Source organism: Clavibacter sp. AC415, from assembly GCF_979252985.1.
This window is the reverse complement of the sequence record NZ_CEEDAR010000018.1, coordinates 131,867-147,843: the sequence shown is the minus strand read 5'-3', so window position 1 is coordinate 147,843 and position 15,977 is coordinate 131,867. Positions and strand designations below refer to the sequence as shown.

At 73.1% G+C, this 15,977-nt stretch carries 15 protein-coding genes and 6 pseudogenes; 16 read left to right on the top strand and 5 right to left on the bottom strand.

Going from position 1 to position 15,977, the window contains the following annotated elements:
• Positions 1 to 82 precede the first annotated feature (82 nt).
• The 11 genes and pseudogenes from ACZ411_RS11730 to ACZ411_RS11680 all read left to right on the top strand — a co-directional run bounded on the left by ACZ411_RS11730 (position 83) and on the right by ACZ411_RS11680 (position 9,214).
• Entirely contained in the window at positions 83 to 1,048 is a 966-nt protein-coding gene (locus tag ACZ411_RS11730) for an alpha-ketoacid dehydrogenase subunit beta (protein ID WP_094117092.1), read from the top strand.
• A gap of 57 nt (positions 1,049 to 1,105) precedes the next feature.
• Positions 1,106 to 2,512 carry a dihydrolipoamide acetyltransferase family protein gene (locus tag ACZ411_RS11725; RefSeq protein ID WP_104289474.1) on the top strand — a complete coding sequence of 469 codons (1,407 nt, stop codon included), beginning with the start codon at positions 1,106 to 1,108 and terminating at the stop codon, positions 2,510 to 2,512.
• A 73-nt stretch (positions 2,513 to 2,585) separates the two neighbouring features.
• Positions 2,586 to 3,536: a metal ABC transporter solute-binding protein, Zn/Mn family gene (locus ACZ411_RS11720; RefSeq protein ID WP_464170818.1), complete on the top strand. Its 951-nt coding sequence runs from the start codon at positions 2,586 to 2,588 to the stop codon at positions 3,534 to 3,536.
• Entirely contained in the window at positions 3,533 to 4,411 is an 879-nt protein-coding gene (locus tag ACZ411_RS11715; RefSeq protein WP_464170816.1) for a metal ABC transporter ATP-binding protein, read from the top strand. Before ACZ411_RS11720 ends, ACZ411_RS11715 begins: the two co-directional genes overlap by 4 nt.
• Positions 4,408 to 5,335 (top strand): annotated as a pseudogene (locus tag ACZ411_RS11710) (metal ABC transporter permease). The gene ACZ411_RS11715 and the pseudogene ACZ411_RS11710 overlap by 4 nt, the downstream one beginning before the upstream one ends.
• Positions 5,332 to 5,775 (top strand): Fur family transcriptional regulator, encoded by a 444-nt coding sequence (locus tag ACZ411_RS11705; protein ID WP_094117091.1) that lies wholly within the window; start codon positions 5,332 to 5,334, stop codon positions 5,773 to 5,775. Before ACZ411_RS11710 ends, ACZ411_RS11705 begins: the two are co-directional and overlap by 4 nt.
• Before the next feature lie 195 nt (positions 5,776 to 5,970).
• Positions 5,971 to 6,209, top strand: a pseudogene (rpmB, locus tag ACZ411_RS11700) (50S ribosomal protein L28).
• The gene (gene rpmG, locus ACZ411_RS11695) at positions 6,209 to 6,376 is read left to right on the top strand and encodes a 50S ribosomal protein L33 (protein ID WP_011187086.1); all 168 of its coding nucleotides are present in this window, start codon (positions 6,209 to 6,211) and stop codon (positions 6,374 to 6,376) included. Before rpmB ends, rpmG begins: the two are co-directional and overlap by 1 nt.
• Positions 6,377 to 6,378: 2 nt before the next feature.
• Positions 6,379 to 6,684 (top strand): 30S ribosomal protein S14, encoded by a 306-nt coding sequence (gene rpsN / locus ACZ411_RS11690; protein ID WP_015491493.1) that lies wholly within the window; start codon positions 6,379 to 6,381, stop codon positions 6,682 to 6,684.
• A 131-nt stretch (positions 6,685 to 6,815) separates the two neighbouring features.
• Entirely contained in the window at positions 6,816 to 7,103 is a 288-nt protein-coding gene (locus ACZ411_RS11685; RefSeq protein WP_012039622.1) for an HU family DNA-binding protein, read from the top strand.
• A gap of 130 nt (positions 7,104 to 7,233) precedes the next feature.
• Positions 7,234 to 9,214 (top strand): annotated as a pseudogene (locus tag ACZ411_RS11680) (bifunctional copper resistance protein CopD/cytochrome c oxidase assembly protein).
• A gap of 27 nt (positions 9,215 to 9,241) precedes the next feature.
• Here ACZ411_RS11680 and ACZ411_RS11675 read toward each other — a convergent pair.
• Entirely contained in the window at positions 9,242 to 9,907 is a 666-nt protein-coding gene (locus ACZ411_RS11675; protein ID WP_464170771.1) for a DUF998 domain-containing protein, read from the bottom strand.
• 248 nt (positions 9,908 to 10,155) lie between these two features.
• On the opposite strand from ACZ411_RS11675, the gene ACZ411_RS11670 reads away from it, so the two are divergent.
• Entirely contained in the window at positions 10,156 to 10,839 is a 684-nt protein-coding gene (locus ACZ411_RS11670; RefSeq protein WP_464170769.1) for a hypothetical protein, read from the top strand.
• Complete coding sequence (locus ACZ411_RS11665; protein ID WP_086518456.1) at positions 10,832 to 11,122, top strand: transcriptional regulator; 291 nt, start codon at positions 10,832 to 10,834, stop codon at positions 11,120 to 11,122. Before ACZ411_RS11670 ends, ACZ411_RS11665 begins: the two co-directional genes overlap by 8 nt.
• A gap of 90 nt (positions 11,123 to 11,212) precedes the next feature.
• Here the strand turns inward: ACZ411_RS11665 and ACZ411_RS11660 are convergent, their stop codons facing one another.
• Positions 11,213 to 12,223 carry an iron-siderophore ABC transporter substrate-binding protein gene (locus ACZ411_RS11660; RefSeq protein WP_464170764.1) on the bottom strand — a complete coding sequence of 337 codons (1,011 nt, stop codon included), beginning with the start codon at positions 12,221 to 12,223 and terminating at the stop codon, positions 11,213 to 11,215.
• 168 nt (positions 12,224 to 12,391) lie between these two features.
• Positions 12,392 to 12,739 (bottom strand): hypothetical protein, encoded by a 348-nt coding sequence (locus ACZ411_RS11655; protein ID WP_464170762.1) that lies wholly within the window; start codon positions 12,737 to 12,739, stop codon positions 12,392 to 12,394.
• On the opposite strand from ACZ411_RS11655, the pseudogene ACZ411_RS11650 reads away from it, so the two are divergent.
• The 3 pseudogenes from ACZ411_RS11650 to ACZ411_RS11640 form a co-directional block, all read left to right on the top strand.
• Positions 12,648 to 13,340, top strand: a pseudogene (locus ACZ411_RS11650) (FecCD family ABC transporter permease); the annotation flags it as partial. The gene ACZ411_RS11655 and the pseudogene ACZ411_RS11650 sit on opposite strands and share 92 nt — an antisense overlap.
• Positions 13,341 to 13,418: 78 nt before the next feature.
• A pseudogene (locus ACZ411_RS11645) lies at positions 13,419 to 14,553 on the top strand (FecCD family ABC transporter permease).
• Between the two features lie 65 nt (positions 14,554 to 14,618).
• Positions 14,619 to 15,433, top strand: a pseudogene (locus ACZ411_RS11640) (ABC transporter ATP-binding protein).
• A 28-nt stretch (positions 15,434 to 15,461) separates the two neighbouring features.
• Here the strand turns inward: ACZ411_RS11640 and ACZ411_RS11635 are convergent.
• Together ACZ411_RS11635 and ACZ411_RS11630 are read right to left on the bottom strand one after the other, a co-directional pair.
• The gene (locus ACZ411_RS11635) at positions 15,462 to 15,773 is read right to left on the bottom strand and encodes a VOC family protein (protein ID WP_464170760.1); all 312 of its coding nucleotides are present in this window, start codon (positions 15,771 to 15,773) and stop codon (positions 15,462 to 15,464) included.
• Positions 15,770 to 15,916: a hypothetical protein gene (locus ACZ411_RS11630; RefSeq protein WP_464170758.1), complete on the bottom strand. Its 147-nt coding sequence runs from the start codon at positions 15,914 to 15,916 to the stop codon at positions 15,770 to 15,772. Before ACZ411_RS11630 ends, ACZ411_RS11635 begins: the two co-directional genes overlap by 4 nt.
• Positions 15,917 to 15,977 lie beyond the last annotated feature (61 nt).

Genomic DNA, 15,977 nt, shown 5'->3' with positions numbered 1-15,977 from the left:
CATCGACCGCGCGTCCGCCGCCGCGGCAGGATCCGACGACGCCGCGACGACCCCCGACGGCGCGCCCGTCGGCGTCGAGAGCATGCCCATGGCGAAGGCCCTGAACGCGGGCCTCCGCCGCGCGCTGGAGGAGGACGAGAAGGTCCTCCTCATGGGCGAGGACATCGGACCGCTCGGCGGCGTCTTCCGCATCACCGAGCACCTGCAGCGCGACTTCGGCGCCCGTCGGGTCATCGACACCCCGCTCGCCGAGTCCGGCATCGTGGGCACGGCCATCGGCCTCGCCATGCGCGGCTACCGGCCGGTGTGCGAGATCCAGTTCGACGGCTTCATCTACCCGGCGTTCGACCAGATCACCAGCCAGCTCGCGAAGATCACCAACCGGCACGAGGGCGCCGTCCGCATGCCCGTCGTGATCCGCGTGCCCTACGGCGGCCACATCGGCGCCATCGAGCACCACCAGGAGAGCCCCGAGGCGTACTTCGCGCACACCCCCGGCCTCCGCGTGGTCAGCCCGAGCACCCCGCACGACGCCTACTGGATGATCCAGGAGGCCATCCGGTCCGACGACCCGGTGATGTTCTTCGAGCCGAAGTCGCGCTACCGGCCCAAGGGCGAGGTCGACTTCTCCGCGCCCGGCGTCGGCCTGCACGAGAGCCGCGTGGTCCGCTCCGGCACCGACGTGACCCTCGTCGGTCACGGCGCCATGGTGTCGATGCTGCTCCAGGCCGCGGAGCTCGCCGCGCAGGAGGGCACGAGCATCGAGGTCGTCGACCTGCGCTCGCTGTCGCCCGTCGACTACGGCCCGATCCTCGAGTCGGTCCAGCGCACGGGCCGCCTGGTCGTCGCGCAGGAGGCGCCGGGGCACGTGTCCGTCGGCTCCGAGATCGCCGCGACGGTCATGGAGCGCGCGTTCTACTCGCTCGAGGCGCCCGTGATCCGCGTCTCCGGGTTCGACGCCCCGTTCCCGCCCGCGAAGCTCGAGACGCTCTACCTCCCGGATGCCGACCGCATCCTCGAGGCCGTCGACCGCTCGCTCGCCTACTAGACGCCGACCGCGTCACGACTCCCGCCGCCCGCGCGGCACGAACAAGAGGACCGCACGATGGCTGATTCCGAGTTCACCCTGCCCGACGTCGGCGAGGGCCTCATCGACGCCGAGATCGTCTCGTGGCGCGTCCAGCCGGGGGACCGGGTCGCGCTCAACCAGGTGATCGTGGAGATCGAGACGGCCAAGTCGCTCGTCGAGCTCCCCAGCCCGTTCGAGGGCACGGTCTCGGGGCTGCTGGTCCAGGAGGGCCAGACGGTCGAGGTCGGCACCCCCATCATCGCGATCGCGCAGGGCTCCCCGGGGCTGTCCGGGCCGGCCGAGACGCCCGCGCAGATGGCGCTGCCCGGCGAGACGGTGGTGGAGGACGACACCGCCATCGAGAGCCGCGAGCCCGTGGAGCGGCCCGCCCCCGCCGCCGAGGAGGCCTCGGGCGCCGTCCTGGTCGGCTACGGCACCGCCGGCAAGGTCGCGAGCCGGCGGCGACGCCCGGAGCCCGGCGCCGCGGCCCCGGCCGCCCGCACGCCCGCGCGCAACAGTGCCTCGACGGGCGCCCCGGCGGCCCGTGCCCCGCGCCCCGCATCGGTCCCGGCCGCGTCGGCGTCGCCCATCATCGCGAAGCCCCCCATCCGCAAGCTCGCGAAGGACCTCGAGGTCGATCTCGCGGAGGTCGAGGCCACGGGACTCGTCGGCGAGATCACGCGCGAGGACGTCATCCGCACCGCGCAGCAGGCGAGCGTCTTCAAGAACATCGAGACGCCCGAGTGGCCGGACGCGCGCGAGGACCGCATCCCGGTCAAGGGCGTCCGCAAGGTCATCGCCGCGGCCATGGTGCAGAGCGCGTTCCAGGCGCCGCACGTCAGCCTCTTCGTGGACGTCGACGCCACCCGCACGATGGAGTTCGTCAAGCGGCTGAAGGCGTCCACCGACTTCGCGGGCGTGAAGGTGTCGCCCCTGCTGATCATGGCGAAGGCGATGATCTGGGCCGTGCGCCGCAACCCCACGGTGAACTCGTCGTGGACGGACCAGGAGATCATCGTCCGGCACTACGTGAACCTCGGCGTGGCCGCCGCCACCCCGCGGGGCCTCGTGGTGCCGAACGTGAAGGAGGCGCAGGCCATGTCGCTCCTCGAGCTCGCGCGCGCGCTCGAGCAGCTGACGCTCACGGCCCGCGACGGCCGGACGAGCCCGGCCGACATGAGCCAGGGCACGATCACGCTGACCAACATCGGCGTCTTCGGCATGGACACGGGCACCCCGATCCTCAATCCGGGCGAGGTCGCCATCGTGGCGCTCGGCACGATCAAGCAGAAGCCGTGGGTCGTCGACGGCGAGGTCCGCCCGCGGTTCGTGACGACCATCGGCGCGAGCTTCGACCACCGCGTGGTCGACGGCGACGTGGCGAGCCGCTTCCTGGCGGACGTGGCGAGCATCATCGAGGAGCCGGCGCTGCTCCTCGAGTGAGGGAGCCGTCGCGCGTCCACATGGGATGCCCGGTGGTCATGACAACCGTTATCAATACCGTATCGTCGGAGCCATGAACCGTCGACCCCTCACCGCCCTCCTCGCCGTCTCGCTCCTCGCCGTCCCGCTCGCGGGCTGCGCGTCCGGATCCGCCTCCCCGTCGGATGGCGCCTCCGCTGCCGCCGACGGCACTCTGGAGGTCGTCGCCTCCACCGACGTCTACGGCGACATCGCGCAGCGGATCGGCGGCGACGACGTGACGGTGACGTCGATCATCGACAGCCCGGACAAGGACCCGCACGAGTACCAGGCCACCGCGCGCGACCAGCTGGCGCTCTCCACCGCCGACGTCGTGATCCGGAACGGCGGCGGCTACGACGACTTCATCGACACGATGGTGGCGGCGCTGCCGGACGCCGGGAGCCACGTCGTCCTCGACGCGTCCGACATCTCGGGCTACGACCAGGATCCCGCCGAGGGCGAGTTCAACGAGCACATGTGGTACGACGTGCCCACGATGAAGAAGCTGGCGGCCGAGATCGCGGATGCGCTCTCGAAGGCCGACTCCGCCGGCTCCGACGCCTTCGCGGCCAACGAGCGGGCCTTCGCCGAGAGGCTCGACGGCATCGCCGCCGCCGAGGCCGACGCGAAGGCGGCCGCCAGCGGCCAGGGGGTCGCCATCACCGAGCCCGTGCCCCTGTACCTCACCGACGCGATGGGCCTCGAGAACCGCACTCCCGACGAGTTCAGCGAGGCCATCGAGGAGGGCACCGACGTCCCCGCCGCAGCGCGCTGCGGGAGACGCTCGCGCTCTTCTCGGAGAAGCGGGTCGCCGCGCTCGTCTACAACGCGCAGACCACGGGGCGCCACGACCGACCAGGTCGTCGCCGCGGCGAAGGCCGCCGGGATCCCGGTGGTCCCCGTCACGGAGACGCTGCCCGCCGACCTGCCCGCGGGCAGCGGATACATTGAGTGGATGACCGAGAACGTCGACGCCGTGGCATCCGCGATCCGGGGATCGTGACCGGCGCACCCGTCCTGAGCCTCCGGGACGCGACGCTGTCGTTCGGCGCGCGCACCCTCTGGAGCGGACTCGACCTCGACGTGGCGCCCGGCGAGTTCGTCGCGGTGCTCGGCCCGAACGGATCCGGCAAGACCAGCTTCCTGAAGTCCGTCCTCGGCGCCCAGCGCCTCACGTCGGGGGAGATGCGCTTCCTCGACGAGCCGGTGCGGCGCGGCGCGCGGCGCATCGGGTACATCCCGCAGCAGAAGCTCATCACCGCGTCCACCCCCGTGCGCGCCCGCGACCTGGTGGGCTTCGGCGTCACCGGGCACCGGCGGGGGCTCCCCATCGGCCGCCGCGCCGAGCGGGCGCGGGTCGACGAGCTGCTCGACGCCGTGGGGGCCGCAGGCTACGCGGACGCCCCGGTCGCCGCGCTCTCGGGCGGCGAGCAGCAGCGGCTGCGCGTCGCGCAGGCCCTCGCGTCGGATCCGCGCCTCCTCCTCTGCGACGAGCCGCTCCTCAGCCTCGACCTCGGGCACCAGCGCGTGGTCAGCGAGCTGATCGACCGCCACCGTCGCGAGACCGACGCGGCGGTCGTGTTCGTGACGCACGACATCAACCCGGTGCTGGAGATGGTCGACCGGGTCCTCTACCTCGTGGGCGGCCGGTTCCGCATCGGCACCCCCGACGAGGTCCTCGACTCCGAGGTGCTGAGCTCGCTGTACGGGACGCCCGTCGACGTGGTGCGCGTGCGCGGCCGCATCGTGGTGGTCGGCGCCACGGACGACCCGCACGGGCACCACGCCCACGACGAGGGCGAGCACGACGAGCACGACGACCACGGGCCCCACGGGGTGCACGACGGCTCCGTCGCGTCCGACGGGAGGGCCGCGTGATCCACCTGCTCCTCGACGCGGGCGACGTCTGGTCGCGCCTGTTCGACTTCTCCGACTACGGCGCGCTCGTCGCGCTCCTGCGGAACAGCATCATCGCGGGCGCCGTGCTCGGCGTCGTGGGCGGCCTCATCGGCGTGCTCGTCATGACCCGCGACCTCGCGTTCGCCGTCCACGGCGTGAGCGAGCTCTCGTTCGCCGGGGCGGCCGCGGCGCTGCTGCTCGGCGTGAACGTCGTCGGCGGATCCCTGGTCGGCTCGCTCATCGCGGCCGTCGCCATCGGCGTCCTCGGCACCCGCGCGAAGGACCGCAACTCGATCATCGCCGTCCTCATGCCGTTCGGCCTCGGCCTCGGGATCCTGTTCCTGGCGCTCTACGACGGCCGCGCGAGCAACAAGTTCGGCCTGCTCACCGGGCAGATCGTCTCGGTCGACAACCCGCAGCTCGGCTACCTCGTCTCGATCGGCGCCGTGGTCATCGTGGGCCTCGCCGTCGTGTGGCGCCCGCTCATGTTCGCGAGCGTCGACCCCGACGTGGCCGCGGCCCGCGGGATCCCCGTTCGGCTGCTGTCGATCGTGTTCATGGTGCTGCTCGGACTCGCCACGGCGGTCTCCATCCAGATCGTCGGCGCGCTGCTCGTGCTCTCGCTGCTGGTCACGCCGGCGGCCGCCGCGATGCGCGTGACGTCGACTCCGCGCCTGGTCGTGTCGCTGAGCGTCCTGTTCGCGCTGACGAGCATCGTCGGCGGGATCCTCCTGGCCCTCGGCGAGCAGCATCCCCATCAGCCCCTACGTCACCACCATCTCGTTCTCGATCTACCTGGTGTGCCGGCTCGTCGACGCCGTCCGGACGCGCACCGGAGCGTCGGGCGGGGCGCGTACCCTGGCGGAGCGGGGAGGGACCCCCGCCGGGAGGGCGCGGGCATGAAGCGGAACACGTGGCAGCGCGAGGCCGTCCGGCAGGCGCTGGACGCCTCCACCGAGTTCGTGAGCGCGCAGCGCCTCCACGCCCGGCTGCACGACGCCGGATCCCCCATCGGCCTGGCCACCGTCTACCGCGCGCTCGGCGACCTCGCCGCGGAGGGCGACGCCGACTCGCTGCAGTCGCCCGACGGCGAGGCGCTGTACCGCACGTGCGCCACCGGCGGGCACCACCACCACCTCATCTGCCGGGTCTGCGGGCGCACTGTGGAGATCGCGGCCGACGAGGTCGAGTCCTGGGCCCACGACGTGGCGGCGCGCAACGGCTTCACGGCGCCGAGCCACGTGGTCGACGTCTTCGGCCTCTGCGCCGAGTGCACGCGCCGTGCGGCGGAGGCGGCATCCGAGGCCGCCGCCGAGGCGTCGGGCAGCCCCGCATCCGCATGATCCCGGGCTTCCGGCTTGCATCCGGGCCTGTCGTCGCGTAGCCTCGATCCTTGGCCGAGCGGCTCATCCGCTCGCATGTGCGCCCGCTGCCCCTCTCGAGGGGCGGATCCCCTTCTCTCGAGATCCGGGGACGGGCGTGCCGACAAGAAATCTTGGGTAGGGCGGTCTCGCCCTACGGTACCTACGGAGGAAACCATGGCAGCAACCTGCCAGGTGACCGGCGCCGTCCCCGGCTTCGGACACAACATCTCGCACACTCGCACCGGCGCACCAAGCGCCGCTTCGACCCGAACGTGCAGAAGAAGACGTACTACGTCCCCTCGCTGCGTCGCAACGTCAAGCTCACGCTCTCCGCGAAGGGCATCAAGGTCATCGACGCCCGCGGCATCGAGTCCGTCGTCAAGGACCTCCTCGGTCGTGGGGTGAAGATCTAATGGCCAAGCAGCAGGACGTCCGTCCGATCATCAAGCTCCGCTCGACGGCTGGCACCGGGTACACGTACGTGACCCGCAAGAACCGCCGCAACAACCCCGACCGCCTCGTGCTGAAGAAGTACGACCCGGTCGTCCGCAAGCACGTCGACTTCCGCGAGGAGCGCTAACCATGGCCAAGAAGAGCAAGATCGCCCGCAACGAGCAGCGCAAGGTCATCGTCGAGCGGTACGCCGCGAAGCGCCTCGAGCTGAAGAAGGCCCTCGTGGACCCGAACGGCACCGACGAGAGCCGCGAGGCGGCCCGCGCCGGCATCCAGCGCCTCCCGCGCGACGCCTCGCCCGTCCGCGTGCGCCAGCGCGACGGCATCGACGGGCGCCCCCGCGGCAACCTGTCGAAGTTCGGCATCTCCCGCGTGCGCTTCCGGGACATGGCCCACCGCGGCGAGCTTCCGGGCATCACGAAGTCCAGCTGGTAGGTTCCAAGCGGCCGTACGGCCGAACGGACCGCTGATGGCCCCGTCGGGCTGCACGGTCCGCTGACGTAGACAGACACCATCCACCACACGGCCGCTCGACACGAACGGCACCAGGTCCGAGGAGGACACCCATGGCTGACAAGTCACTCAACCGCACCGAGCTCGTTGCCGCCGTCGCCGCGGAGTCCGGCCAGAGCCAGGCCGCCGTCAACGGCGTGCTGGACGCGCTCTTCTCCACCGTCGCGACCAACGTCGCCGACGGCGTGAAGGTCACGATCCCGGGCTGGGTCGCGTTCGAGCAGACGGCTCGCGCCGCGCGCACCGGCCGCAACCCGCAGACGGGCGAGCCGCTCGAGATCAAGGCGTCCAAGGGCGTCAAGGTCTCCGCGGGCAGCAAGCTGAAGGCCGCCGTCAAGTAGTCCTCCTCACCACACGCCCAGCGGGGGCGCCGACTCCGGTCGGCGCCCCCGCTGTCGCGTTCCCCCCCGCTGCGGCCGGGCGTCGACGGCCAGCCGGCCGTCAGCGGACGCGGGATACGCTGGATCCCTGATGCCCAGACTCCTCCGCGTCGCGGGGCCCGCCGCCCTCGTCATCGTCGCGTTCCTCTCCCTGCTGGCCGCGCTCGCCATCGGCGGGGGCGCCGCCCCGCAGCTGCTCGAGGACGCCGGGCCCGTGGTCCGCTACGGCCTCCCCGCCGCGAAGATGATGGTCAACATCTCGGCGGCCACGGCCATCGGCGCGCTGCTGCTGGCGGCGTTCGCCCTGTCGCGCACGCGTGACGAGTACGGCCGCGCGCTCGACATCGCGGCCGCGGGCGCCGCCGTCTGGACGGTCGCGTCCGCCATCACCGCGTTCTTCACCTTCCTCAGCGTCTCGGGCACGCCGTTCTCCTTCAGCTCCGAGTTCGGCACCAGCCTCGGTCTCGTGCTCACGCAGATCTCCGTGGGCCAGGCGTGGCTCGCGACCACGCTGATCGCCGCGACCGTCACGGTGCTGTGCTTCGCGGTACGCAACCACACGGCCATCGCGTTCGTCCTGGTGCTGGCCGTCGGCGGCCTCGTCCCCATGGCCCAGCAGGGGCACGCGGGCGGCACGGAGGGCCACGACGCCGCGGTCAACGCGCTCGGGCTGCACCTCGTCTTCGCCGCCGTGTGGCTCGGCGGTCTCCTCACCCTGGTGCTGCTGCGCTCGAAGCTCGACGGCGACCGGCTGGTCCCCGTCCTCCGGCGCTACTCCGCGGTCGCGCTCGTGTGCTTCGTGGTGGTGGCGGCGTCCGGCTACGTGAGCGCCGAGATCCGCGTCGGCTCCCTCGACCGCCTGCTGACGCCCTACGGCCTGCTGGTGCTCGTGAAGGTGGCGGCCCTCCTCGCGCTCGGCCTCATCGGGGCCGCGTACCGGCGGGTGCTCATCGGGCGGCTCGAGACGCGCGGATCCTCCGCCCGGGGGCCGTTCTCGGCGGCTCGTGACCGCGGAGCTCGCCTTCATGGGCGTCGCGTCGGGCGTCGCGGCGGCGCTCGCCCGCACGGCCCCGCCGGTGAGCCAGGTCGTGGCCACGCAGCTGCCGGACCCGACGCCCGCGCAGATCCTCACGGGCGAGCCGCTGCCGCCCGAGCTGACGCCCATGCGGTACCTCACCGAGTGGCGCTTCGACCTGCTCTGGGTGCTGCTGTGCGCCTTCGGGATCTTCTTCTACCTGGCCGGCGTGCACCGCCTCCGCAAGCGCGGCGACGCCTGGCCCGTGCACCGCTCGATCCTGTGGGTCGCGGGCATGGTGGGCCTGTTCTACATCACCAACGGCGGCGTGAACGTCTACCAGAAGTACCTCTTCAGCTCGCACATGCTGGCGCACATGGTGCTCGCCATGGTCATCCCGCTGCTGCTCGTGCCGGGCGCCCCGGTCACGCTCGCGATGCGCGCCATCCGGAAGCGCCAGGACGGCAGCCGCGGCGGGCGCGAGTGGATCCTGCTGGCCGTGCACTCGAGGTTCGCCGGGTTCGTCGGCCACCCGATCGTGGCGGCCGTGCTGTTCGCGGGCTCGCTCCTCGTCTTCTACTACTCGCCGCTGTTCAGCTGGGCGACGACCGACCACATCGGGCACCAGTGGATGATCGTGCACTTCCTCATCGTCGGGTACCTGTTCACGCAGAACCTCATCGGGGTGGACCCGATGCCCGTGCGCCTCGCCTACCCGATGCGCCTGCTGCTGCTGCTCGCGACGATGGCGTTCCACGCGTTCTTCGGCCTGTCGCTCATGACCGGCACCGGGCTGCTGCTCGCGGACTGGTTCGGCGCGATGGGCCGGCCGTGGGGCGACTCGGCGCTCGCGGACCAGCAGGCCGGCGGCGGCATCGCCTGGAGCATCGGGGAGATCCCGACGGTGATCCTGGCGGTCGTGACGGCCATCATGTGGAGCCGGAGCGACAAGCGCGATTCGATCCGCTACGACAGGAAGGCCGACCGCGACGGCGACGCGGAGCTCGAGGCGTACAACCGGAACCTCGAGGCGCTGCAGGCGGCCGAGCGGCGCTAGCGGGCGCCGTCCTCCGGTCGGCGTCGGTCAGGGATGCGCCATGCCGCGGCGGCGGCGGGCGGCCACGAGCACTGCGACTCCCGCCAGGAGCTCCCACGCCGTGACCGTGTAGACGGAGCCGCGCTCCCAGATCCCGTCGATCGTCGAGCCGCCGAGCGCTAGGAGCAGCGCGAGCGCGACGAGGCCGACGACGCCCAGCGCGACGCTCGCGACGCGGAAGGCCCGCGCGGCGCCGACGCGGCGGGAGCTGAGGCCCGCCGTGATCGAGGCTGCGTTGCCCGCGATGATGGCCATCCCCGCGCCGACCACGTGCATCCAGCCGATGCCGCTCGCCGCGCTCGATGCGCTGCCGTGGACGAGGCCGACCACCGTGATCCCGACGGCGTGCACGGCCGCGAGGGCGAGGAACGCGCGTCGGGGGCCGGCACCGAGGGCGCGGGTCGCGATCACGGCGGCCAGGAGGTAGAGGACGCCCTGCAGGATGAAGCCCGCGTTCATCACCGCGTGGAGCGGCGAGTCGATGGTGCGGCCCTGGAACTCGGCGACCTCGGGGACTCCGAGGTCGCTGATGTAGTTGGCGGAGTAGCTGTAACCGGGGAAGGCGGAAGCGGCGACGGCCTCCGTGCCGACGTAGACGGTGGCAGCGGCGACCCAGGCGATGCCGGCGGCCGCGGGGATCAACGGTCGTGCCACGTGATGTCCCCCTCCGCGAGCACCGGGTACAGGCAGGTGCCCTCCTCGGGGAGCATCGCGCTCTGGACGGTCAGCATGACGTGGGCGTCCGGCTCCCCCGGCGGTGCATGGGCATGACTCGATCATCGCCGAGGCCGAAGGGAGGCGCATCATCCCGCGGGATGCCATTGACATAGCAAAGCACTTTGCGTTACGAAGTAGCGAGGGCGGGAGCCCGGCGGACGAAGGTCGTCCGCGGAGAGGCGGAGATGGACACGACGATGCGCACGGACCAGGTCGACGACGACGGGCCCGCGCCCGACCCGCGCGCCATGCACGCGCTCATGGAGGACCAGCGGCGGGTCGCCGTCGACGCGCAGACGTCGTTCGTCTGGGTCATGGAGGTCTGCTGGGGCGTCGCGTGGATCCTCGGCTACACGGCGCTCTGGCTCATCGACGGGTCCGACGCGGTGAGCCTGCCGCTGCCGGTCGCCGTCGGGATCTTCGCGGGGCTCATCCTCGCCGCCAGTGTCGTGAGCATCGTGCTGGGCGTGCGCGGGTCGTCCGGCCTCGCCACGAGCGGCGAGGCGCGGTGGCAGGGCCGCGTCTACGGCATCAGCTGGTCGGTCGCGATGGTCAGCGTCTACGTGCTCGGCATGGGCCTGTCGTCCAACGGCGTCGCGAGTGAGACGCTGTCGATCTTCTACCCGTCCGCGTTCTCGTTCGTCGCCGGGCTCATGCTGCTCTCGACCGCGGCGCTCTTCCACTCGCGCTCATCGCTCCTGCTGGGGTCGATCCTCGTGGTCGCCGCCCTCGCCGCGCCCTTCTTCGGCTACCCGGGCAACTACCTCGCCATGGCGGTGCTCGGCGGGGGCTCCTACCTCGTCACGGGGAGCGTGCTGGCCGTCATGAGCGCCCGCACCCGCCGCTCGCTGCGAGCCCGCCTTGGCTGACCTCGACCCCGTGATCCACGCGCAGGCCCGGCTGCGGATCGTCGCGTCGCTCGCCACCCTCGACGCGGGGGAGGCGCTGTCGTTCCCGCGGCTGCAGGAGATCCTCGACATGACGGCCGGCAACCTGTCGACGCACCTGCGGAAGCTCGAGGACCCCGGCTACGTGGAGGTGCGGAAGACGCACGAGGGGCGGCAGCCCGTGACCTACCTGGCGCTCACGACGGTCGGACGGCGGGCGTTCGAGGACTACCGCCGGGCGCTCACGGAGATGCTCGACGCGTAGCGGACGGCCGTCACCGCCGGCCGTGACTGCCGGACGCGACGAGGCCCGCCGTGCGATGCGCGCGGCGGGCCTCGGTGGAGCAGGGCGGGATCAGGACGTGGCGGTCTCCAGCAGCGGCACGAGCTGGTCGAGCGCGTAGCCGGTGGAGAGCGTGGTGCCGATCGAGTACGCCGACGACAGGTCGCCGTCGATGACGACCGCGTGGCCCGCGGCGACCGCGGGGATCGCCTGCCACAGCGGGTCGTCGGTGATGACGGACTTGTCGATGAAGATCGGGAACGCGACGATCACGTCGGAGTCGAGCAGGTCGAGCTGCTCCGAGGAGATGTCGGCCGTGAAGCCGCTCGCGCTCTTCGGCAGGCCGGCGATGGTCGGGCTCTGCGCGAAGCCGAGCTCCTCGAGGAACGAGACCCGCTCGCTGCCCTCGATGTACGCGCCCCAGCCCTCGCTGGTCTTCGTGGCCGCGGTGACCGTCCTGCCCTTCCACTCGGGGTGGGCGGACTCGACCTCGTCGAAGCGCGCGTCGACTGCGTCGAGGAGGGCGTCGCCCTGGTCCTCGCGTCCGAGCGCCTCGGCGACCATGTCGACCTGGTCGTCCATGTCGGTGAGGTAGCTGTCGGCGCCCTCGGGGATGCCGATGGTGGGGGCGATCTGCGACAGGCGGTCGTAGCGGGCCTGGTCGCCGGATCCCTTCGTGTCGAGGATGAGGTCGGGCTCGAGCGCCGCGATGGCCTCGTACGACGGCTCGAGGGTCTCGATGAGCTCGGGCGACTGCGTGTAGAGGTCCTGCGCCCACGGGCCGACGCCGTCCGCCTCGGCGCCGGCGAAGCCGAGCCAGTCGGACGCGCCGACCGGCTGGACGCCGAGGGCGAGCGCGGTCTCGGCGTCGCCCCAGCCGAGGGCGACGACGCGCTTCGGCTCGCTCGGCACGGTGACCTCGCCGAACTTCGTGTCGACCGTGGCGGGGAAGGCGCCGGTCGCGGTGCCGGACGCAGGGGGCGCGGACGCCGCCGGGTCGGAGGAGGCGCTGCAGCCGGTCAGGGCGAGCGTCGCGACGGCGATCGCGGCGACGGGGGCGGAGCCGGTGGTGGGGAACCTCATGGTGCGGGGCCTCTCAGGTGCGGGTGCGGGGATGCGGGTGTGCAGGTGTGCGGGATGCGCGGCGCGGGTGACGGTCCGGTGTGGATCCCGTCAGGCAAGGGCAGCCTAACCTAACGGCGCGGTACGCTGTCCGGGCCATGTCGCTCCGGGTCCCTGCGCGCGCCTCCGTCACCGGAAGCCCCCGAGGGCCGGGCACGGAGCGGCCTGCCGCGCGCGGCGGGCCTCCTCCTCGCCCTCGGCGTGCTCGTGCTCGCGTGCCTCGCGAGCGTCGCCGTCGGGTCGCGCGACATCCCGCTCGGCGCCGTGGTCGACGCGCTCGCCGGCCGCCCGCGCGACCCCGCCGAGCTCGTCGTGATCCTCGACCTCCCGCGTCCCGCGCACCCTCGTCGGCCTCGCCGCGGGGCTCGCGCTCGGCGTCGCGGGCGCGCTCATCCAGGCGGTCACGCGCAACCCGCTGGCGGATCCCGGGATCCTCGGCGTCACCGCCGGTTCGGCCTTCGCGGTCGCCATCGCCACGGGAGTGCTGGGCGTGACCGCCGTGAACGGTTACCTCTGGTTCGCCTTCGGCGGGGCGCTCGTGGCGGCCGTCGTCGTCTACGTCGTCGGATCCGCGGGGCGGGGCGGCGGCGACCCGGTGCGCCTCACGCTCACCGGCGTCGCCCTCGGCGCAGTGCTCGCGGGCATCACCTCCGGGATGCTGCTGGCCGACCCGCAGGGCTTCAGCGCCATGCGCGCGTGGGAGTCCGGGTCCCTCCAGGACCGGGGCTGGGACGCCCTGGTGCCGGTCGCGCCGTTCCTCGCCGCGGGCGTTCTGCTCGCCGCCCTCATCGCCCGGAGCCTCGACGCGGTCGCGCTCGGCGACGACCTCGCGCGCTCCCTCGGGGCGAACGTCGTCGTGGTGCGGACGGTCGCGGTGGTCGCGGTGACGCTGCTCGCGGGCGGCGCGACCGCGATGGCCGGGCCGATCGCGTTCGTCGGCCTGATGATCCCGCACATCGCCCGCTGGATCGTCGGGCCCGACCAGCGCTGGATCCTCGCGTACACGATCGTGCTGGCGCCCGTCCTGCTGCTGGCGGCCGACATCGTGGGCCGCATCGTGCTCCGCCCGGCCGAGCTGCCCGCGGGGATCGTGACCGCGGTGCTCGGGGCGCCCGTGCTGATCCTGCTCGTCCGCCGGCAGAGGGCGTCGGGGCTGCTGAGCGCGCCCGCACCCGTCGGCCGCCGTCCCTGCGGGCCGGACCCGCCGCCGGCCGGACACCCGCCCCGCCGCTCGCGCGCCGGCCGCCGCCCTGCCGCGAGGATCCCCGGCACCTTCCGCCTCCCCGTGGTCGGCACGCACCTCCGGCGGCGCGAGGCCCTCGTGGGTGCCGCGCTCGCCGTCGTGATCCTCGCGGTCGCGCTGGTGGCCCTCGGCACCGGCGACTTCCCCCTGACCGTGCCCGAGGTCGTCCGCGCCCTCGTGCTCCCCGACGGCTCCTTCGCCACCACGATCGTGACGGAGTGGCGCCCGCCCGCGCGTGCTCGCGGCCGTGGCCTTCGGCGCGGCGCTCGGGGTCGCGGGCGCCGTCTTCCGAGTCGCTCACGCGGAACCCCCTCGGATCGCCCGACGTCATCGGCTTCTCGACGGGGCTCCTACACGGGCGCCCTCATCGTCACCACGCTCGCCGGCGCCGCGTTCGTGCCCACGGCGGTCGGGGCGCTCGCGGGCGGCCTCGGCACCGCGCTGGTCGTGTACCTCCTCGCGTACCGCGGGGGCGTCCAGGGCTTCCGGCTGATCATCACGGGCATCGCGGTCACGGCGGCCCTCCGCGGCGTGGACGCGTTCCTGCTCCTGAAGGCGGGCACCGAGGTGGCGATGGCGGCGTCCATCTGGGGCGCCGGATCCCCTCGCGCTCGTCGGCTGGGACCGCGCGCTGCCCGCGTTCGCCGCCCTCCTGGCGCTCGCGCCCGCCGATCCTGCCGCGCTGTCCGCGCCGCTGCGGCAGCTCGAGCTCGGCGACGACGCGGCGCGCGCCCACGGGGTACGGGCCGAGCCGACGCGCCTCGCCCTGCTGGTGCTCGGCGTCGCCCTCACGGCGGTCGTCACGGCGGCCGCGGGGCCCATCGCGTTCGTGGCGCTCGCGGCCCCGCAGATCGCCCGCCGCCTGACCCGCAGCGCCGGCCTGCCGCTCGTGCCGGCCGCGCTCACGGCGGGACTGCTGCTGCTCGCCGCCGACTCCGTCGCCCAGCACGCGCTGCCCGGCACGGTGCCCGTGGGCATCGTCACGGTCGTCGTCGGCGGGGTCTACCTGATCGCGCTGCTGATCCGCGAGGCGTCGCGCCGTGCCTGAGACCCTGCCGATCCCCGCCCCGCACGACCCGATGGGAGGTCCCGCCGTGGACACCGCCGAACCCGATGCCGACACCGACACCGCGTCCGCCCCGGCGCCTCCGCGCCGACGGCGTCACCCTCTCCTACGACCGGCGGGTGATCTCGGAGCACCTCGACGTGTCGGTGCCCGACCGCTCGTTCACCGTGCGTCGCGGGCCCGAACGCGTGCGGCAAGTCGACCCTGCTGCGGGCCCTGTCCCGGCTCCTCGCGCCGACCGCGGGCACCGTCCTCCTCGACGACCGGCCGCTGTCCTCGTACCGGGCCAGGGAGGCGGCGCGCAGTCGTCGGCCTCCTCCCGCAGAGCGCCATCGCACCGGACGGGATCACGGTGGCCGACCTCGTGGCGCGCGGCCGCTTCCCGCACCAGAACCTCATCCGCCAGTGGACGGCGACCGACGAGGACGCCGTGCAGCAGGCGATGGCCGCCGCCCGGCGTCGACGACCTCGCGGCCCGCCACGTCGACGAGCTCTCCGGCGGCCAGCGCCAGCGGGTCTGGGTCGCGATGGCGCTCGCCCAGCAGACCCCCGTACTGCTGCTCGACGAGCCGACGACGTTCCTCTCGACATCGCGCACCAGATCGAGCTGCTCGACCTCCTCGCCGACCTGCACCGCGACGGCAGCACCATCGTCGCCGTGCTGCACGACCTCAACCACGCCGCCCGCTACGCCGACCACCTCATCGTGATGGGGGACGGCCGCGTCGTCGCCGCCGGGGCGCCCCGCGACATCGTGACCGCCGAGCTGGTCGAGGAGGTCTTCGGGCTGCCCTGCCTCGTGATCGACGACCCGGTCTCCCACACGCCGCTCATCGTCCCGCGCGGCGGCCGCTGGGCCTGACGAGCGCGCCCGGCCGGGCGGGACCGCGTCAGGCGGCGGTCCGCTGCGCGATCGACACCATCCAGTCGATGCCGTAGCGGTCGGTGCACATGCCGAACTGGTCGCCCCACGGCGCCACCTCGAGCGGGAGGACGACCGTGCCGTCGGCCGTCAGGGCGTCCCACCAGCCGCGCAGCACCGGCTCGTCGTCGCCGGAGAGCGAGAGCGCGATCGCGGATCCGTCTCGGAGCGCCCATCGTCGCCGGGGCGTCCGAACGCCATCAGCATCGAAGCCCGCCGCCCGAGCCGTCAGCTCGCCCGTGCGATGACCCTCGTCGACCTCGGCGGGATCCGTGCTCATGCCGCCGTCGCCGAACGACGTCGTCTCCACAGCACGCCGCCGAACATCCCCTGGTAGAAGCCGAGGGCCTCGGCCGCCCGGTCGCGGAAGGACAGGTAGGGGTTCGATGATCGGCGGGCATGGCGACGCTCCTCTGGGCGCACGGATCCCCGCGGTCGCGCGGACCCTGATGGGACCCGATCCTGGCCCGACCGGACCCGCACC